The following is a 19,535-nucleotide window of genomic DNA, read 5'->3' on the forward strand; positions in this document are numbered from 1 at the left end:
TTAACATTAAGGTTATTGTTTGAAACCCTTTCCCCGAGCAGAGATTAGCGGCGATGCGCTGAAGTCTAATCTGCAGCGATTACGCCAATTGGCCCCCCAGAGTAAGGTGATGGCCGTGGTGAAGGCCAACGGTTATGGACATGGCCTGTTGAATGTGGCCAAGTGTCTCAAGAGCGCCGACGGTTTCGGTTTGGCGCGCCTGGAAGAGGCGCTGGAACTCAGGTCTGGCGGGGTGATGGCCAAATTACTGCTGCTCGAAGGCTTCTTTCGAGCAAGTGATGTCGCGACTCTGGTCGAGCACGATATCGATACCGTGGTGCACCATGAATCTCAGCTGGAGATGCTAGAGGCCGCCGAGCTGACTAAGCCTGTGACCGTCTGGATGAAGATAGATACCGGCATGCACCGCCTGGGCTTTACCTTAGATCAGTTTGAGGCCGTCTATCAGCGGCTAATGGCCTGTCCCAACGTGGCTAAGCCTATTCATCTGATGACCCATTTTGCCTGCGCCGATGAGCCGGACAATTCAGCCACCGCCGAGCAGGCACGCCGCTTTAGCCAATTAACCAAGGCGTTGCCGGGCGATCGCACCCTGGCGAACTCGGCAGCCACCCTCTATTGGCCTACCACTCAGGCCGATTGGATCCGCCCTGGGATAGCGCTCTACGGCGTGTCGCCGGTCGTTGGCGATCTTGGTCGCAACCATGGTCTGGAGCCCGCCATGGAGCTGGTGTCGCAGCTTATCGCGGTGCGTGATCATAAGGCCGGTGATCCGGTCGGCTACGGCAGTTACTGGCACGCCAAACAAGATACTAAGCTAGGCGTAGTCGCCATAGGCTACGGCGACGGTTACCCCCGTAATGCCCCAGAAGGTACACCTGTGTGGGTTAATGGCCGTCTGGTGCCTGTGGTGGGGCGCGTTTCTATGGATATGCTTACCGTCGATCTGGGGATTGATGCCACAGACAAGGTAGGGGATACTGCCGTGCTTTGGGGTAAGACGCTGCCGGTGGAAGAGGTGGCCGAACATATCGGTACCATCGCCTATGAGCTGGTGACTAAGCTCACGCCTCGTGTGGCCGTTTGCCTCGAATAGTAAGGTGTCTGGCTTGTCATTTTTATTAGTCGGCGCTAATCGCATCGCGCCGCGACTCTCTCGTTTTATCTTGTTACTGCTTACCCTGTCGCTGGGCAGTCATGTTCAGGCCAATGAAGATCTGGCGCCTCGTGTCCAGGTGAGCAGTCAGGATGAAGGTTTAGCGCCTGATTATGTGGCTGTGCCCTTTATCTTCTCCACAGAAAGCCTAAGCACCTCAGTGGGCGCTGCTGGGGTGATCAAACATGCCGGTCAGCAACAGGCATCCTTATTTGCCATCGGGCTGGTTACGGCTAATGACTCCTGGGTGACCTATCTCGCCGCTAACGATTATCAGCTACCGGGAGTGACCAACTGGTTATTCTCGGCGGAGGTGTATCGTGGCCACTACAGCGAAGGGATCTATTACCTGACACCTCCAGGGGATACCACGCCACAGCGGGTGGTGGCCCAGGGGGATGAATCTTTTGCCAAGCTGCACCTTAAATATGTGCTGCCTTGGGGACGAGGCGCCGACGGGGCGGCGGCGAGTCTGCGCCCTGCGAGCTCTAATAGCCTGAACTGGAACCCGCTGACCTCTGGGGTGAGTAGCGTTGAATTGACCCCTTTCTATAACCAGCAAAGCCTGCAAGGCTTTGAGTTTTTACCCGAGTCCGCCAAAGGCTTGGAGCTGGAGCTTGCCTGGGATAATCGTGATAACCGCGAAAACAGCAAGCGAGGTGGACGAACCAGCCTCACACTTACCCGAGACTGGGGCAGTGCGCGGCGTCAAAGCTGGACGACCTGGGAGTTTGAACAGAGCCTCTATCTCTCATTAGGCCAAAGTGATTGGTTTGACTCCAGGGTATTGGCCGCCAACATTTACTTAGCCGATACTCCGACCTGGAATGATTTTGATGAGGCCAGTCAGCTTTATCATCGCCCACCGGGATTTGCCGGGGTTAGTCTGGGGGGATTTAATCGTTTGCGTGGTTATAGTGGCGATCAGTTTACCGGTCGCAGCGCATTGCTCTACGCCGCCGAATATCGGGTGCAACCTAAATGGCAGCCTCTTAAAACTTGGCCGCTATTTAACCTGTTTGAGATCCCTTGGTGGCAATGGACGCTGTTTGCCGAGGTAGGTAAGGTGAGCGATGAATTTAGCTTAGATAGTTTGCACAGTCAGATGAAAGGCACCCTGGGTGCAGGCATACGCTTCGAGGTCGAGGGCGTAGTGGTGCGCACCGATTTGGCGTTTGGGGAAGAGGAAGGCCAGTTCTGGATCATGGTCAACCAGCCTTTTTAGGGCATCTTTCGGCGAAGGCTATCAGTTAGCCTTCGAAACAGATCTCAATATAGGCGGTGCCATAAAGACTGTTAAACGGCATGATGAGCTTCTGGCCGTCTGATTTGTGCGCTATGGTGTGGTCCTTGCCCGATACCACAACTGGAGTCGCCATATCGAACTCATAGCCTTTGTCGCTTAGCAGGTTTTTAGCCCCGCCAGTGACCATATTGGTCAGCTCGCCAACGAGATCTGTGACCTCTTCATTGATACTTTCCGGTTTTTCCCCCAACATCTTGTTCATGATCTCTAAGATCAGGGGCTCTTCGAAGGTGATCGATAGCGAACCTTTGGTTTGCGGGCCGACCATGCCGATGAGGCCGGAGACATCCCCCTTAGCCAGATTGTCTTTTTTCAGATTGGGCTTGCCGGGTTTTAGCTCTATGTTAGCCATAGTGTTGAGCACATTGAGCAGAGATTCGAGAAAAGGATTGATAAAGTCTACGTTCATCGCAAATGTGGCTCCTCATTGTGGTAACAGATTGAAGCATATCGGACTATAAGCTTAGGTGAGAAATAGCGTTAAAGCCTCTCCTCTTTGCACCACCATAACATAAAGCTCGGTAGGGGCGACAAGTGTTTTCTTGCTAACTCTCTAATGAGAAAGAAATTTGTGACGCCTTGACGGTTTTCGCTTTTCCAATTGTTCCAGTGTGGGGTTAGTTTGCAATACTTGCCCTTTACATGAGTTTCGCGCTAGCCTCTGCTCATCTTCTTTTTAGGGCGCCTAATACGCCGCCCCAAGAGTCTGGAGCCTTTATGACTGCTCTTCCTTCTCGCTATACCCATATTCAATTTGCCGCCCCCGGCGGTCCAGAGGTGCTCAGTCTGGGGCAGAGCCAGTTGCCTGAGATAGCATCGGATCAGGTGCTCATTAAGGTAGAGTATGCCGGGGTCAATGGCCCGGATGTCGCGCAGCGTCGCGGTCTCTATCCGCCACCACCAGGCGCCAGCGACATTCTGGGGTTAGAGGTCTCGGGTACCGTCGTCGCCTTGGGCTCTCAGGTGACAGCTTGGCAGCTGGGCGATAAAGTCTGCGCCTTGGTGCCTGGGGGAGGTTATGGTGAGTATGTGGTGACCTGGGCGGCGCACTGCCTGCCCATTCCCACTGGGGTGACCATGGCTCAGGCGGCGGCCCTGCCGGAGACCTTTTTTACCGTCTGGGGACATCTATTTATGCGCGGCGGTCTCAAACCCGGTGAGACACTGCTTATCCATGGTGGCTCAGGGGGCATTGGCTCGGCGGCAGTCACTTTAGCGAAACAATTCGCTGTTAAGGTGCTGGTCACTTGCGGGAGCCAGGAGAAGATAGGTTATTGTCTGGGGCTCGGCGCCGACCAAGGCTTTAATTATCACGATGAGGATCTGCTGGCCCAGATAAAGGCGGCGGCGCCCCAAGGGGTGGATCTGGTGCTGGATATGGCTTCAGGGGATATGATCGATCTCAACCTCAAGGCATTGGCCATTGAGGGCAGGTTGGTCACTATTGCTCTGCAGCGTGGCAGGCGTGCCGATGTGGATGTAGCACTACTGATGGCAAAGCGCATCTGGTGGACCGGGGCGACCCTAAGGCCACAGTCTGTGGAGGCTAAGCAGGCGATTGCCCAAGGATTACTAGAGCAGATATGGCCGAAATTTGCCACGCCCCAAGGGGATAAATTAGTGCCTCATCTGTTTGCCGAATTTCCTTTGGGTGAAGCCGCTAAGGCTCACGCGCTGATGGAGTCGGGACAACATAGAGGAAAGCTAGTGTTGAAGGTGTCGTCAAATTAGTGCAAAAGCCCTTATCTCAATGGCGAATGCAGTTTTTTCACTTTGAGAAGAAGCGCGTCAGAAAAAACTTGAATAACTGATTTGATCGGCTAAATTCGTTACTAGTAAGTACCGAGTGAACATTTTGATAGCAATTGAATAAAATAGATCTATTTGGCTATTGATTTCTGGCGGTATTTATTAAAAATGTGTGGGCTATTGTCCAGAGGCGTTTCTGACGATGGCAGCGACTAAGCTAACAGTTGTCAGCTTTATAATTTTATATTGGTATGTGTTGATTTAAGGGTATTAGCATATATGTATGACACGTCTAAAGAACCTGTTTGGTATGGTGAACTTCGTACGGCTCGAGGTAATACTATCCTCATTCACGACAAAGAGTTTCCCGAGGCTACTGCGGGGCGAGTTTATCTCTATAACACGGTAAGAGATGCCGTGATTGAATATGCCGAGGACATCGTAAAGGTGAACTTGCATGACCTTACGGACGAGGAGCTTAAGGCAGCTAAAGCTGAATATGATGCAAACTGGTTAGCGACCCGAGCAGCTTTCATGCAGCAGCATGCGGGATGGGTTGAAGCGATACATGCTAAACCTGCGCCAGCGCCGAAAAAGGTTAAGATCGATCCCGAAGACAGTGCCAGCGATGATGACGACGATGATGTCGAACTCGAAGTCGATAGCCTGGATGACGGTTATGACGATTGGTCTGATGATGACGACCGTAACTAGGGGTCTCGCTTAGTCAGCCGCCATCTTTAGGTAAGAGGTTCTGGGCACTCTGGAACCCCTACCTAAAATTTTTATCTCTCTTCTGTTTGTTTTCCTATTCCAGCCTCGCGTTTGTTTCCGCGACAGTTATCGCTTAACCCACATCAAACTGATAGCGACTCATGTGGTGATATACCTCTCCTGGCATGAGCCAAGGTGTACCCGGAAGGCTTGGTTGATTAGGGGCGTCGGGTAGCTGTTGGGGCTCAATACAGACCGCCTGATAAGAGGCTAGTGTCTGTCCCTGTTTCCCTTGCGTGCCGCCGAGGAAGTTACTGCCGTAGATCTGTACCCCAGGTTGATTGGTATAGAGGGTCAGACGGCGTCCCGAGTTCGGCGCGCTAATTGTGCCAAAGCGGCTCAGTGCCTTGCCATCATGATGGGGCGTCAGATAGCAGTGATCGATTCCTTGAGTCTCCTCGCTTGCCAGCTGCTTGCGCAGGTCGCCAAGTGCCTGACCTTCACGCAGATCCAGTGGCGTACCAACAACAGAGGCGATCGCCTGTGGGATCCCTTGACCATCTGTGGTCAGGTAGTGCTGACTGTCGCTTTGGATAAGATGCGCGGCGCTGCTGATCTCGCTGGCGCCTTCTAGGTTGAAGTAGCTGTGCTGGGTCAGGCTAATGGGGCAGGGCTTATCTGTGCTAGCCAGGATCTCCACGTATAGATTGTTACCCACCAAGCGGTAATCGAGCTGAATATTGGCGTTACCGGGAAAGCCCATGTCGCCATCTGGGCTAAACAGGCTGAGACGGACGCCATCATTTAGCTGGCCGATATGCCAAAGCTTGCGATTGAAGCCCTCACGGCCGCCGTGAAGACAGTTGCTTTGGTGATTGTTATCCAGTGAAAAGCGCTGACTATCTCTGTGCAGCTGGGCACCGGCGATACGATTGGCGTAGCGTCCGGCGATGGCGCCGAGATGGGCGTCTTGTTTCAGGTAGTCTTGGGCGCTGTCACATCCTAGTACGATGTTGCCGCGTTCTCCGTCACGATCCGGCGTCCACAGGGAGCGGATAATACCGCCCAGGCTGAGGACCTCCAAGGCCAGCGTGCCATTGTCGATAATGACGCGCTCAATCTGGCCACCACGGGGATCGTTCCAGGCATCGAGTGGGCGAAAACGTACCATGATCATCTTTTCCTTAAGCGATTAAAGTTGGGCCCTATTGTATTATCTCGCCCTTTGACGAGGGGATGAATACGTATGCCAAACAGCGATTTAGAGCCCTTTAGTTTAGCGACTCGCTATCAGTAGAGTTCGTCGTCCAATCTGGAGGCGCCCTGGCTGGCCGAGCAGAGATAGACGCTGGCTTCTATGCCTGTAGCTGCCTGATATTCGCGCTCTACCGCCTCGACGACGGCATCGGTGAGGTCGTGATCCACCAGTGCGACCACGCAGCCACCAAAGCCGCCACCTGTCATACGCACACCACCGCGATCGCCGACCACGGCGTGGATGATATCAACCAGTTTGTCGATTTCTGGCAAGGTAATTTCAAAATCGTCACGCATGGATTGATGGGATTGAGCCATGAGCTCACTTAGCTTGGCGATGTTACCCGCCTCTAACGCGTGGGCGGCATTTTGGGTGCGGCGGTTTTCGCTTAGCACGTGGTGGGCGCGGCGATAGCTGACTTCGGGCAGCTGGGCTTTGGCGCTCTCCAGGGAGCGAAGCTCCAGATGGCGCAGACTTTCAACACCAAAATGTTCGGCGACCTGATGGCATTGCTCACGGCGCAGAGATAATTCAGATTCCACCGGGCCGCGGGGTAGGTTGGAGTTAACTATGATTAGGCTAAGACTTTCTGGGATGGGGACTGGCTCACAGTCCAGATCTTCGCAGTCGATCAGCAGAGCATGTTCCTCTTCGCCCATGGCGCTGATCATCTGATCCATGATGCCACTGGCGTAGCCGACATACAGGTTTTCGCCGCGCTGTGCCATTTGAGCGACCGCCAGGGGAGATAGTCTGAGCTGGCTGCAATCATTGAGAGCCGTACCAAAGGCCAGCTCTAAAGCCGCCGATGAGGAGAGGCCTGCGCCTAAGGGTACATTGCTCACCACCGCCAAATCTAACCCCTTGGCGGGCAAACCACTGGCCGACAGGGCTGCGGTAAAGCCTTTGAGGTACTTGACCCAGCTGTCATGGGGATCCATTTCGCCCTCTTGGCCGAAGTGCCAGGTGTGGATCTGGCCTGGAAAGGCGTCGGACACGGCGCGGAATTTATCATCGTCACGCTGTTTCACGGCGATGACGGTGTGAAAATTGATGGCTGCTGGCAGGACGAACCCGTCGTTATAGTCTGTATGTTCGCCAATCAGGTTAACCCTTCCCGGCGCCTGATAGAGATCGTCGGCCGTGGTCCCAAAGGTCTGCACAAATAGTTTATTGGCGCGCTGTGCGGTATTCGACATTGGTGTTGAACTTCTCAGAAAAAAGTTAGCGTACTCTGCCCAGGTGGTGGCAGCCTTGTTCATGGTTGTTGCTACCATGAGTCATCCTTGTCATTTTTATATCACGTCTCACTATTTGATGTAACTGAGATTTGTTTGCTATGAACGGGAAAATGTTGTGATTTGACAGGATTTAGGGAAATCCGCTTTCGCTAGGCAGTCATTTAGCCTGTTTAGATGGGGATTCTTTGGTCCTTTGGCTGGGGCGCTATTTTAGAGCTATCTCTCAAGGGGAGAGGTAAGTGACTCTCCCCCTTTTATGCCTATGGCAGCACCGCATTGCACGTGCCACTTTTTCTCAGGCTGGCAAGTACACTCCTAGATACATAGGATACAGTCTCTAGGAGTGTAGGAGGTGGAGTTAACTGCTGCTCTCTATGGGCTCGACGGGGATGTCGGCGTCATGTTGCTTGCCCGATTTAAGCTCGGAGATCACATGGTCGACAAAACCGGCACCGGCGGCCTCGTAGAGGTTAAACACGCTGTGTACTCCAGCGGCCTTGAGCGACTGGGCATCTTCGCTGTACTGTACGATGGCGCTGAGCTTACCTTGGTAATCCAGGCGTTTTAGTTGCTCTACCGCAAATTGATTACCCACATGGTGAGGCATGGCCAAAAGCACCAGCTCCAGGTTAGGGGCTCGGTCGAGTTTCTCCCAGAAGTCGGTATCCGAGGCATCGCCTTGCACTACGTTGCGCCCTTGCTCCCGGTGGAAGTCCACCAGTTCCTGTTTATGCTCAATGCCTAGGATCTCACCGTCAAACTGATTGGCCAGTTCGTCATAGGCACCGCTACCGATACGCCCCATCCCCAAGATAAGAAAGCGTGGATTGCCCACGGGGATCTGCCTGTCTTCAGGATGCAGCGGGTGTTTTTCCAGCTTCTGCAATCGGCTCTGAAACTTCTGATACAGGCGGGCAGAGGAGGCATTCAGTGGTGCGGCAAACAGAAAGCTCAGGCTCAGGGCCACGGCCAGGATCACCATCCATTGCTCTGGCAACCAGCCTTTGCTGGTGGCCACGGCGGCGACGATTAGGCCGAACTCGCTGTAGTTACCCAGGTTAAATGAAGTCATCAAGGAGGTGCGCGAACGCAGCTTGAAGTGGGTCAGCAGATAGAGGAAGAGGACTATCTTTATCGGTACGACTAGCACTAAGAGCGCTGCGAGGCCGATATCGCTAAAGCTTGGTAAACCGTTGAGACCGACGGTGAGGAAGAAGGCCACCAGAAACAGTTCTTTAAAATAGAAGAGGGATTTAGCCAGCTCAGAAGACTTGGCATGGCCTGCCAGCAGGATACCAATAATAAGCGCGCCCAGATCTGGCTTGAGTCCCACCAGTTCGAACAGACCGGCGCCGACCACCAACGCCATGACCAGACCGAACAGCACCAGTAGCTCGCCATGACCGACCTTATCGAAGGCCTTATAAATAAGGGGCTTGGCAAAGGGCAGCAGTAATAAGCCTAAGGCCCAAATTGAGGGAATATCCCCCTTAGAGATCGTCAGGAAGGCGACGGCAAAGATATCCTGCATGATCAAGATACCTATGGCGACGCGGCCATAGAGAGATTGCATGTCACCTTTATCTTCGAGCACCTTGACGGCGAAGATGGTGCTGGAAAAGCTCAGGGCGAAGGCGAGCAGGGCGAGTTGATTAAAGTCTAGTCCGCTCAGTTGCTCTAACCCCAATAGGCCCAGGAGCTTTAGCAGGGGGACCAGGAAGATCATAGAGCCCATCAGATGCAGGCTGGAGCCCGCCCAGACCTCGGCCTTAAACAGGCTGCGAATGTCCAGTTTGAGGCCAATGGCGAACAGCAGTAGGGTCACCCCTAGCTCAGCCAGCTGTTCCAGCAGTGGCAGGCTACTCTCGTCGATACCAAAGAGAAACAGTGCAAAACCCGCGACCAGATAACCTATAAGCGGTGGTAAACCGATACGACTGACTAGCATGCCACAGGCTAAGGTGATGATGAGAATGGCGGGTTCCATGTTGCTCCTAAAGGTCCATGAGGTTGGTATACCCCTGATTGTATAAGAATTGGGTTAACTTTAAATGAAAAATTATCATTTTATGGCGTAATAAAAAGCCTCCCGAAGGAGGCTGTTATCTAATGTACTACGACGGCAAGCTATTGCCCTAGCAGATGATCCAGATGGGCTGCAAACTCAGCCGGCTTCATAAAGCCAGTGACTCTGAGATCGTCACGGATCTCGCCACTGGCATCGAACATCAGCAGAGTGGGAAGACCCAGTACATCATAATGCTCCAGCAGTTCGATATCGATAGCGTCATTTTTAGTCACATCTGCCTGTAGGAAGACCATCTGCGCCAGGCGTGATTGCACGTCCGGGTCGACGAAGGTGATATTCTCAAACTCTTTACAGGCGACACACCAGTCGGCGTAGAGATCCAGCATCACAGGTTTACCCTGGGCACTGGCGCTGGCCACCTCGGCCTTAAGCTCTTCGAGCGACTTAATGGTCTTGTGAGTCACGCCATGGCTAGCAGCGCCTGTTTGCATCTGATAGCCAAGGCTATTCATCACCGCTTGGAAGCCATAGGAGAAGCTGGCCAGCAGAGTAAGTAGCAGTAAGACTGAGCGCACCGTCTGCTTCCAGTTAAACTCGGTGAGCTTATTTTGGTGCATCAGGTAAGCGGTCAAGCTGATGCCCCATAGCGCCCAGAGAAGATCTGAAACCAGACCCGTCCAGATACGCCCTAGCATCACGATAGAGACGGCGATCAGCAGGAAGCCGAAGATTGTCTTAATCACATCCATCCAGGCGCCCGCGCGCGGCAGTAGTTTACCGCCAGAGGAGCCGATGATCAGCAAAGGTAAGCCCATGCCCATGCTCAGCACATACAGCGCCAGAAAGCCCTGCATCAGGTCGCCGGTTTGCGCCACATAGACCAAGGCACCAGACAGTGGTGCCGTGGTGCAGGGAGATGCCACCAGACCCGAGATGATCCCCATAACGAAGACGCCAATTACATTGCCGCCTTTTTGGTTGTTGGAGAAGCGGTTCATCTTCTCCTGCCAGCTCGATGGCAGCTTAAGATCGTACAGGCCAAACATGGAGAGGCTGAGTACGAAGAAGAGGATGGCCAGCACGATAAGCACCGCTGGGTGTTGCAGCGCGGCCTGGTATTTCATGCCCGCCGAGGCGACGATAAGCCCCAGCAAGGAATAGGTGATCGCCATCCCCTGGACATAGACCATGGAGAGGCTAAAGGCTTTAGCTGTTGAGAGCTTTTCGCCTTGGCCTACAATGATGCCCGACAGGATTGGGTACATGGGGAAGACACAAGGTGTCAGCGCCAGTCCTACACCTAGGCCGAAGAAGATCACTAAGGTCCACAGCAGGTTGTCGCCCGACAGCATCTGGCTGAGGGAGTCTTGTTGGGTGATCGGGCCTGTACCCGCTGGCGTGGTCGCGGCAGGCGCGGCCTTTAGTGCTTCAGGTAAGAGCCCCGCATTGGCACTGACTTGGGTTAGAGGCGCGCTTCGCGTGGTGGGTGGGAAGCACAATTTACCCTCGGCGCAGCCCATGAAGGTGACCTTGATGTTGGATTCATTGGCGGCTTCTTTGAGAGCGACAGGGATCTCGACATAGCTATAATAGACTTCTTGCTCACCAAAATAGTCATCGGTGTGAGACTTACCCTTTGGCAGCTGGATCTCGCCTAGGGTCGCGCCATCGGCCTCAAACTTGAGTTTGTCGCGATATAGGTAGTAGCCGTCGGCGATCACCCAGCTTATCTTGACCAAGTTGCCTTGCTGCTGCGCATCGAAGACGAAGGCTTGATCCACCGGCATTAGCTGGGGTTCATCTTTAAGGAAATCAAACTTACTCTTACTGAAGATGCCTTCGCTTTGTGCCCCTGGGGCGACTAGCAGCAAGGTTGAGAGCAGGAGGAACAGTATTTTCTTCATGATAGTGTGGTTTCTTTTATCCATGCTAAATAGGCCGCTGAACCTGTGTGGATCTCTGTTGCGATAAGTTCAGGGACTTCGTAGGGATGTAGTGACAGTAACTTGTGTTCGACTTTTTCATAATGACGGGCGAGGCATTTTAACTGTAATACCACCTCGGTCTCCTGGCACACTTTACCTTCCCAGGTGTAGAGTGAGGTGACGGGGGCAGAGATCTGAACGCAGGCAGCCAACTTGGCCTCGACTAGGGCGTGTGCCAGAGTGTTGGCTGTGGCCTGATCTGGGCAGCTGGTGGTCACGAGTAAACATTTTTCCTGCATCTGGTATTTGGGCCCTGCTTGCTCATTCATCGGGAGTTAAGTTAAACGGGTTATACTGCACCGCGACAGTGTCACGAGTGCTGCTACTTTACGTGTTTTGTCGTCGACTTGCATTAAGCTATTACTAAAATAGTGAGCTTATCCTAAGTTTGTGGCGTCCTCAAAATCGCGCTAAAGTTGACCTGACTTGAAAGTAGACCCGTTCGCCCCCATTTAGTTTTCAATGAATTAGAAATTTACGTCAATTTGTGAGGTCAGTGTGTTTTTTATCCTATTGATAATCTTTGTTCTCATACCCGTTATTGAGCTCAATGTGCTGATCCGCGTTGGCGAAAGCTTAGGCAGTTGGACGACAGTGGGCTTAGTGCTCTTTACTGCCGTGGTGGGAGTTTCTTTGGTGCGCAGCCAGGGGATTCAGACCCTGATGCAGGTGCAACAAAAGTTAGCTCGCGGAGAAGCGCCGGGTAAAGAGATTGTCGAAGGCATGATGTTGGCGATGGCCGGCTTATTGCTGTTGATCCCAGGGTTTGTCACCGACTTTATTGGTCTCTTGCTGTTAACGCCGCTGACCCGTAGTCCAATAGCGGGTTTTCTTTATCAGCGCATGCAGATCAAGGTTAGCCAGCAGGGGGGCTTTCATGGTGGTTTTGGTCAAGGGCCTTTTGGGCCAAATGGCTCGGCTGGTGGCCGTTCACCATTCGATCGCTCACCCTTCGATGAGCAGGGTAACACCTTCGATGGTGACTATGAGCGTAAGCCTGATCCCACAGATAAAGTCGATGAGGCCAATCAGTTAGATGACAAGCCGTCTAAAGCGGATAAATCGGCGCAAGAGGATAAGGATCAGCCTAAGTCTTAATGCCTTTTGCTTGGCGCGTCGTGACACTTGGCGCGCTACTCAAGCTGCTAGGCTACTTCTGTGCTGATTGCTTTTCGAGTATCGCCTTGGGATTTCGGGGGTAGAAGCGATCAGCTTTCTTGTCGATATGCTGAAAACGGCGAGTATTCTTATAGGGCAGTTTCATAAAGCCCGATACACCCTTTCCCTGAATTTTATTCACATGACTGAGGATCCTATCCAAGCTCGCCCTGAAGGCCGCCTGTTTACGCGGGTTTAACAGCCGCAGGTAGCTGTGGATTTTCATGTGGTTAGGGAGCACTTCGAAGATGATGCAGCCGGTGTGATGGATCTGGTTGATCCAGCCAAGCTCTGTCATGATCTCCTTGGGCAGCTCCAGGTTTTCATCGGGGTCGCGGCCATCTTCGAAATAGGAGTGTAGCCTGGATTTATCCTCCAGCGAGGGCACATCACCCACCTCAAAAGGTAACTGTTGATCCGGGCTTGGACTGAAAGGCTGACTGGTATCATCTCGCTCCAGGTGCAGTGTATCTCGGGCGTTGAAGAAACAGGCCTTAAATACCCCGATTCGGTGAATGCCCCGCGCCAGGGTCACCATATTGTTGACCGCCAGGGTGAGCGCCGCCTTCTCCTCTTCGTTGTAGGTCGCTAGATTGGAGTCAATAAATACCCCAGACTCCTGCCAATGGATAGCTAGGCCGCCCACTAAGGAGTATTGTCCCACCCGACTGACTGCGGCGATAAAGCCCTTCTCGGTATCTCCCATGCCCGCCATAAAGTTTCGGTAGTATTTCTCCAGTTGCAGATCGTCCATCTTCTCGATGGGCTCATCTTCGTTATGTTCCCGCAGGAAGGATTTGCGTGAGCTGTAGGTGACCGTTTCCACATCTTTAGCTTGTTTTAAGGTCCACACAGGGATCTCAGGCTGGAGCGGTGGGCTGGGTAGATCTGGCAGATGCAGGCGATGGCTGTGGCTCATGCTTTTGAGAAAGTAGTCGCCGGCGCGGTTACGGGTCTTGGGATCGTCACTGAGCATGCCGTCTAAGGTTCGTGCCAGCTCTACCGGTAGGCCAATGCTACTGGCGGGGATCACCTTGCTGCCAAAACGACTGGCCTGGCCTGAGGCCAGGGCATAGAGGGTCGCCGCTACCCCTTGTTCGTCAAATCTGGGGCTGGAGAGTGCGCCATTAAGCTGCTCTTCACCGATAAAGTAAACATCTCCCATGCGGGCATTGGTGTGTTGCTGGTCGCTAGAGAGCAGATCCATTACATTGCCGTTGACTGGGTTGCCGTCAGAGTCACGCTGGGCAAACACCGCCGAACCCCAGTCGATCAGCGACAGGTGGTCGCGCTCCATGTCATACACTAGGTTCGATGGCTTAATGTCTCCATGTACCAAGGGGCGACCATTGTGTAGATAGTTGAGGATCTGCGCCAGCTGCCTGGCAATACTGACGATGACCCGCACTGGCAGGGCACCGTGTTTGAGGCAGAGTTTGTCGAGATCTTCTCCCGGCGCCCTGGCCATCACCAAGATCCCCTGTTTGCCCACATGTTCAAACTTGATCACAGGTGGCACATTGGGATGGATCACCTGGGAGAGCATATAGGCTTCCTCTTCCAGCCTGTCCTGGATCTGCTGAGGCAGAGTGATGCGTGAGAATTTAAATACATGGGCCTGACCATGGCCGTTGATCCCGGCAAAGACGAAGCCATAGGCTCCCTTACCGACTAATTCGATCTCTTGATAGCCAAGCTTGCTAAGCTGCTGTTTACAAAGTCTTATCCACGCCCTGTGTTTACGGGCATCATCGGCCTTGAGCAGGTAGATTGATTGCTCTTCCGAGATGTAAAAGTGTTGCAGTTCCGGGCTGGGTGCTTGGCTGTTGGGCATGAGTCATATCACTGAATGTTGATATGTTTTTATAACAAGAAGCGGCCATAGGGCACAATAGCTAGATTTTTCATCGCTGTGATTCCTAACCGATATTTTTGGATGAGATGTTGACCTATATCAATTCTGTTACATACACATACAGGTAACCTGAAGCTAATATAAAACTATGCTTCATTGAGTAAGCAATTTTGAACAGTGAGGAGGGCGAAATGACGGAACTGGATAAAGCCCTATTAATAGAGTTGTTGGAGTACCCGAGGAAGCGCATCGTACAGTCGATGGAGCTGAAGTTTTGTCCTCATGCTGGTTTTTTTAATAGTGTCGATCCCCAGTGTATCCACTGCCATCAGGGCATGGAATGTATCTGGATGAATCATAACGATGAGCTGGTGGCCGTCGAGCGTAAATCGGTGGAGGAGCTTAAGCAGCAGTTGCTGATTGCCGTTGATTTTATCGATTCCAGCTTGACCCCGCATCATCTGTCTCGCCGCAATTGTGAGTGTGAAAATTGTGTCTGGCTAAGACGGGTACAGAAAGTGCTGGATCTTCAATAAGCGCTAGCATCTGGAACCATGAGGTATTAGAGTACCTTGCATATTTAGACACTTGCATTTGCGGAGCTAACTATGCAACCCGGTTTCTGGCATGACAAATGGGCCTCTCAGCAGATAGGTTTTCATCTCGACGAGGTCAACGCCCTTCTTATCGACTATTGGCCGCAGCTTAAGCTGGCTGCTGGTAGCCAAGTTTTCGTTCCCCTGTGTGGTAAAACCTTAGATCTTTGTTATCTGGCCGAGCAGGGGCTTGAGGTGATCGGCTGTGAGCTGAACCAAAGCGCGGTCGAGCAGTTTTTCAGTGACAACGAGCTGCCTGTAGAGCGCCAATCGAGTGGTGAGCATGAGTGTTACCGCACCGAGCAGGTGAGCATCTATCAGGGCGATCTGTTTCAGCTGCCAAAGGAACCCCTAGAGGCGGTAAGCGGATTTTATGACAGGGCGGCGTTGATCGCTTGGCCACCAGAGATGCGCCAGCAATATGTTGAGCACCTAGCTAGCTTGCTGCCACCTAAGAGTATTGGCTTGCTGATCACCTTAGATTATCCACAAGAAGCGCTAAATGGCCCGCCATTTGCGGTATCTGATGCCTGGATTTTGCAGCATATGAGCCCCTATTTTGAGATTGAGTGTCTGAGCACCCAAGATGTGTTGGCCGAGAATCCAAGGTTTGTGAAAAAACAGGTGCCTTGGTTGACCGAGTCTGTTTATCGCTTGGTGAGACGTTAAGGGAAAAAGCTAACAGCGCAAATAGCGTGTGTTAAAAAGCAAAAAGGCGACCTTGGGTCGCCTTTTTTATCTTAGCGCTAAGCGCCAGGATTAGAAGTCGTAACGTACACCTACAGTGAATACGTTTTCGTCTTCTAGATCAACTTTCATACCAGCGACTTTGTGGTCACCTTCGTACATCGCATAGTGGCCATAGACTAGCGTAGACTTAGCTACACGGTAGTCAGCACCGATGACGAAGTTAGTCACGTTGATGTCAGTACCAGTAACGCCTTTGGCATTTTTGTAGTACTTACCGAAGCCTGCTTCATCTACACCGTACTCGGCTTTGATGTTAACGCCGTTCAGGTTATAAGCCAGGTTAACCAGGTAAGTGTTGTTGTCGTCAGAACCATCTGCAATGCTTTCAGAGTTCTGGAATAGACCGCCAACTTTAAAGTTGCCAACCTTGAATTGAGCCACACCACGGTATGCGTCGATACCAGAGATGCCTTTATTGTATGCTACTGCTAGGTAGTAGCTTTGTTCTTTGAACTTCTTGTCACCAAGAGTTGCACTGACTGCATACTGCTCTTCTGGATCTTCAACACCAGCTTGGTTGTTGTCTTCCATTAGGTAAGTAGCGTTTAAAGTCAGAATGTTAGCGATGCGTGGTGAGTAGTACCAGAAACCGTCAGCGCTACGAGTCTGTGCGCCTACTAAGCGGTCGATATCGGCGTTTGAGTTACCGAATAGGTCGATGCCACCTTCAGATTGCTTGAATACAGTGTCGTTACGACCCGCAAGCAGTGCACCAGCTGCGCCTTTAATACCTAGGAAAGTGTTACGCGCCTTGAATACGTCGCCTTTAGAAGAAGTATTCTCAACTTGGAACTCCATCTGGTAGATAACATCTACACCGTCAGAGATCTTTTCTGAACCTTTAACACCTAGGTTAGAGAAGTTGTTTTCGATGACAGTACCGTCTTTACCTTCTTGAGTGGTAAATCCATTGTCAGAGTTTGTTAGTGTTAGGTCCAAACGACCGTAGAAGTTAGGGCCATCGGCTAGCGCGCCGAATGAGGTCAGTGCAATAACAGATGCAACTGATGCAGAGATTAGAGATTTTTTCATGTGTTGTGCTCCCAAGAACTGAGTTCTTTTCCATTTTTTAATGGTTATTAACATAGTTTCCATAATTTGCTACGAGCGTCCGTTTTCGTAACAAAGTTGGCCAGAAGTTTACAGTTTTATGGCAGTAAGAGTGTGGCGCAGATCAAATTTCTGGTTATCCAGGTTAGCTTTACGAGGAATTTGTGACAGATCTGTCTCGTGTGTTTGAGAAACTGGCAATCCTTGTAAAATTAACGTGTTCAGACTACTCACAAAGGAGTAGTTCTGCGCCGTCTCCGTCATTAAACTGTAACTTATTAAGAGGTTGCTAAAATTGTAGGAGCTTTGATAGGAAATGCATAATAATGTTTAAAAAATGTGCGGTTACGCACAGTTGGAGAGAGTAATGGGCAAAAAAAAGCGGCCATAGGCCGCTTTTTTAATGAATATGGGTCGCGATTAGAAATCGAAACGCATACCTAGCGTGACGATATCATCGCCAAGATCTTGTGTTGCACCTGCTAGTTTCAGGTCACCATCATATTTGGTGTAGTGGCCGTAGAACAGTGTGCTCTTGCTGATGCGGTAATCTGCACCAATGCTGAACTGTTGTAGATCGACATCTGATACGGTTTCCATACCAGCGCCATCGGCGTTACCGACGAAACGGCTGACATATTTACCCAGGCCTGAGTCGTCACTACCAAACATGGCTTTAATTTTCACATTGCCCAGTACGTATGCAGCGTTAACGAAGTAGGTATCACCCTCTAGGTTGGCATATTTAGCGTCAATATGTTCACTGTTCTGATATAGACCACCAATGATGAAGTTACCGAGTTTGACTTGAGCCACACCACGGTAAGCTTTTACATCGTCGATATTTTCGTTATAGGCGGCGGCTACATAGTAACGTTGTGCCTTGAGGGCCTTATCGCCAAAAGTTGCACTTAGGGCATACATGCTATCTGGCGCGACGCGCTCATCACCATTGTATGTGACATAGTTGTCTTCAACCAGGTAGGTAGCGTTTATGGTCAAAAGGTCAGCAATTTTTGGTGAGTAGTAAGTGATACCGTCAGCGGTACGTGACTGACCTGCAACCAGTAGATCGATATCTGAGTTGGTGTTGCCAAATAGGTCGAAACCGCCTTCAGCAGCTTTAAATACTGTGTCGTTACGACCAATAAGGCCAGTACCGCCAACCCCTTTCAAACCAAGGTAAGTGTTACGTGCTGCAAAGGTCTTGCCTGAGTTATCAAAGTTGCTAACGCCAAATTCCATCTGGTAGATCACTTCAAGGCCATCGCTGATTTTCTCGCTGCCCTTGACTCCTAACCAGGAGAAGTTGTTTTCTATAATAGTGCCATCTTTCTGGTTTTGGGTCGCAATGCCATTATCTGAATGAGTAAAAGCGAGATCGGCACGGCCATAAAATTGTGGGCCGTCTGCGAGAGCGGTAAACGAGGTGGCAGCGAGTGTTGCAATGATGCTTGCCGATAGAACAGATTTTTTCATTATCATCTTCCTGTAGCGATTAGGGCCATCTGGGCGAAGGCCTTTGATTTTTTTTAGCTAACGAGAGTCAAAGGGCCGAAGAAAGTCTCTTCTTTAGCCGCTAATGTTTTGCGGCGTCAGTGTGCCGATAAGTCAAAAGACGGTATGTGACTAAGTTCACAAATCATTGGTTTTACGTGAGTTTTATCATGTATTTTTACATTTAAAAACAGATGGTTAATTTGATTTTTACTCGCTATTACCGTCCGGCATCTTTGGCAATAAATCCTCTATGATGCGTTAACATCTGTAGCGACTTTTTCTTTTTGGGGTTTCACATCTGTTTGCGGTAAAATTGCGGGGTTTTCTCAATCATAATGGAGCCTGCCTTGAGCTTGCCTGAACTCTCTGAAGCCTATCTCAATCGTTTTGCCGGTATCGGCCGACTCTATGGCGCCAATGCTCTGAAGCATTTTGCGCAATCTCATGTTGCTGTAGTGGGTATCGGAGGCGTGGGAACCTGGGTGGCTGAGGCGTTAGCGCGCAGTGGCATTGGAGAGATCACTCTGATTGATCTCGATGATATCTGTGTCACCAATACCAACCGTCAGTTGCATGCGCTCAAGGACACCATTGGAGAGTCAAAGGTGGCCGTGATGGCCGAGCGAATCGCTCAGATTAATCCAGAGTGCAAGGTTAACCAAGTGGAAGACTTTATTACCACAGATAACCTGAATGACTATTTTAATGGTCGCAAGCAGGGAGGCCTCTTGGATTATGTGGTTGACTGCATTGATGCGGTAAAACCTAAGGCAGCATTGATTGCTCATTGTAAACGCCAGAAGTTACCCATAGTGACAGTGGGCGGCGCCGGTGGACAGACGGATCCGACTCAGATCCAGGTGGCCGACTTAGCCAAAACCTATCAAGATCCGCTGTTGGCCAAGGTAAGAAACTTGCTGCGCCGTGAATACAACTTTTCAAAGAATACTCAGCGCCGCTTTAGTATTGAGGCGGTGTTTTCAACCGAGCAGCTGGTTTATCCGCAAGCGGACGGTAGTGTCTGTAATGTTAAGGCGACTGCCGAAGGCAGTATGCGTATGGACTGTGCCTCTGGATTTGGTGCCGTTACCGTGGTGACCGGCAGCTTCGGTTTTACCGCCGTGAGCCGGGTGTTGACTAAGCTCGCCGCTAAGGCGTGAGCACTAAGGCTGATTGCTAAGGCGTAGA

Annotated in this window: 17 protein-coding genes; 8 read left to right on the forward strand and 9 right to left on the reverse strand. The window is 51.4% G+C overall.

The annotated features are described in order from the left end of the window. Nucleotides 1-19 precede the first annotated feature (19 nt). Together alr and L2712_RS00795 are read left to right on the forward strand one after the other, a co-directional pair. Nucleotides 20-1,096 carry an alanine racemase gene (alr, locus tag L2712_RS00790; protein WP_248976596.1) on the forward strand — a complete coding sequence of 359 codons (1,077 nt, stop codon included), beginning with the start codon at nucleotides 20-22 and terminating at the stop codon, nucleotides 1,094-1,096. Nucleotides 1,097-1,109: 13 nt separating this feature from the next. Further along, complete coding sequence (locus L2712_RS00795; RefSeq protein ID WP_248976597.1) at nucleotides 1,110-2,381, forward strand: BamA/TamA family outer membrane protein; 1,272 nt, start codon at nucleotides 1,110-1,112, stop codon at nucleotides 2,379-2,381. A gap of 25 nt (nucleotides 2,382-2,406) precedes the next feature. On the opposite strand, the gene L2712_RS00800 is transcribed toward L2712_RS00795, so the two are convergent. Then, nucleotides 2,407-2,871 (reverse strand): chemotaxis protein CheX, encoded by a 465-nt coding sequence (locus tag L2712_RS00800; RefSeq protein WP_033540758.1) that lies wholly within the window; start codon nucleotides 2,869-2,871, stop codon nucleotides 2,407-2,409. A gap of 308 nt (nucleotides 2,872-3,179) precedes the next feature. On the opposite strand from L2712_RS00800, the gene L2712_RS00805 reads away from it, so the two are divergent. Then, the gene (locus L2712_RS00805) at nucleotides 3,180-4,193 is read left to right on the forward strand and encodes an NAD(P)H-quinone oxidoreductase (RefSeq protein WP_248976598.1); all 1,014 of its coding nucleotides are present in this window, start codon (nucleotides 3,180-3,182) and stop codon (nucleotides 4,191-4,193) included. Between the two features lie 297 nt (nucleotides 4,194-4,490). After that, entirely contained in the window at nucleotides 4,491-4,925 is a 435-nt protein-coding gene (locus L2712_RS00810; protein WP_033540756.1) for a hypothetical protein, read from the forward strand. A 133-nt stretch (nucleotides 4,926-5,058) separates the two neighbouring features. Here L2712_RS00810 and L2712_RS00815 read toward each other — a convergent pair whose 3' ends face one another. From L2712_RS00815 to cutA, 5 genes are all read right to left on the reverse strand, one after another. Next, nucleotides 5,059-6,096 (reverse strand): aldose epimerase family protein, encoded by a 1,038-nt coding sequence (locus L2712_RS00815; RefSeq protein WP_248977051.1) that lies wholly within the window; start codon nucleotides 6,094-6,096, stop codon nucleotides 5,059-5,061. A 119-nt stretch (nucleotides 6,097-6,215) separates the two neighbouring features. Beyond that, nucleotides 6,216-7,382 carry a galactokinase gene (gene galK, locus L2712_RS00820; RefSeq protein WP_033540768.1) on the reverse strand — a complete coding sequence of 389 codons (1,167 nt, stop codon included), beginning with the start codon at nucleotides 7,380-7,382 and terminating at the stop codon, nucleotides 6,216-6,218. A gap of 400 nt (nucleotides 7,383-7,782) precedes the next feature. After that, nucleotides 7,783-9,411, reverse strand: coding sequence for a cation:proton antiporter family protein (locus L2712_RS00825; RefSeq protein WP_033540755.1), 1,629 nt, complete (start codon nucleotides 9,409-9,411; stop codon nucleotides 7,783-7,785). A 140-nt stretch (nucleotides 9,412-9,551) separates the two neighbouring features. Further along, nucleotides 9,552-11,357 carry a protein-disulfide reductase DsbD gene (locus L2712_RS00830; RefSeq protein ID WP_033540754.1) on the reverse strand — a complete coding sequence of 602 codons (1,806 nt, stop codon included), beginning with the start codon at nucleotides 11,355-11,357 and terminating at the stop codon, nucleotides 9,552-9,554. Further along, the gene (gene cutA / locus L2712_RS00835) at nucleotides 11,354-11,677 is read right to left on the reverse strand and encodes a divalent-cation tolerance protein CutA (RefSeq protein ID WP_088905475.1); all 324 of its coding nucleotides are present in this window, start codon (nucleotides 11,675-11,677) and stop codon (nucleotides 11,354-11,356) included. The genes L2712_RS00830 and cutA overlap by 4 nt, the downstream gene beginning before the upstream one ends. Before the next feature lie 259 nt (nucleotides 11,678-11,936). On the opposite strand from cutA, the gene L2712_RS00840 reads away from it, so the two are divergent. Beyond that, nucleotides 11,937-12,536, forward strand: a complete 600-nt coding sequence (locus L2712_RS00840; RefSeq protein ID WP_033540752.1) for an FxsA family protein — start codon at nucleotides 11,937-11,939, stop codon at nucleotides 12,534-12,536. A 52-nt stretch (nucleotides 12,537-12,588) separates the two neighbouring features. Here the strand turns inward: L2712_RS00840 and L2712_RS00845 are convergent, their stop codons facing one another. Then, complete coding sequence (locus tag L2712_RS00845) at nucleotides 12,589-14,430, reverse strand: protein kinase domain-containing protein (RefSeq protein WP_248976599.1); 1,842 nt, start codon at nucleotides 14,428-14,430, stop codon at nucleotides 12,589-12,591. Nucleotides 14,431-14,642: 212 nt separating this feature from the next. Between L2712_RS00845 and L2712_RS00850 the strand changes: the two genes are divergently transcribed. Continuing rightward, nucleotides 14,643-14,987, forward strand: coding sequence for a hypothetical protein (locus L2712_RS00850; protein WP_033540750.1), 345 nt, complete (start codon nucleotides 14,643-14,645; stop codon nucleotides 14,985-14,987). Nucleotides 14,988-15,059: 72 nt separating this feature from the next. After that, a complete protein-coding gene (locus L2712_RS00855; RefSeq protein WP_248976600.1) occupies nucleotides 15,060-15,716 on the forward strand; it encodes a thiopurine S-methyltransferase in 657 nt (218 codons plus the stop codon). A 90-nt stretch (nucleotides 15,717-15,806) separates the two neighbouring features. Here L2712_RS00855 and L2712_RS00860 read toward each other — a convergent pair whose 3' ends face one another. Both L2712_RS00860 and L2712_RS00865 read right to left on the reverse strand, forming a co-directional pair. After that, nucleotides 15,807-16,829 (reverse strand): porin, encoded by a 1,023-nt coding sequence (locus L2712_RS00860; RefSeq protein WP_248976601.1) that lies wholly within the window; start codon nucleotides 16,827-16,829, stop codon nucleotides 15,807-15,809. 438 nt (nucleotides 16,830-17,267) lie between these two features. Beyond that, the gene (locus L2712_RS00865; protein WP_088905470.1) at nucleotides 17,268-18,326 is read right to left on the reverse strand and encodes a porin; all 1,059 of its coding nucleotides are present in this window, start codon (nucleotides 18,324-18,326) and stop codon (nucleotides 17,268-17,270) included. A gap of 356 nt (nucleotides 18,327-18,682) precedes the next feature. Here L2712_RS00865 and tcdA point away from each other — a divergent pair, with 356 nt between their 5' ends. Next, nucleotides 18,683-19,507, forward strand: coding sequence for a tRNA cyclic N6-threonylcarbamoyladenosine(37) synthase TcdA (gene tcdA, locus L2712_RS00870; RefSeq protein ID WP_033537793.1), 825 nt, complete (start codon nucleotides 18,683-18,685; stop codon nucleotides 19,505-19,507). The last annotated feature ends 28 nt before the right edge of the window (nucleotides 19,508-19,535 follow it).

Source organism: Shewanella marisflavi, from assembly GCF_023283925.1.
Classification (GTDB): Bacteria; Pseudomonadota; Gammaproteobacteria; order Enterobacterales; family Shewanellaceae; genus Shewanella; species Shewanella marisflavi.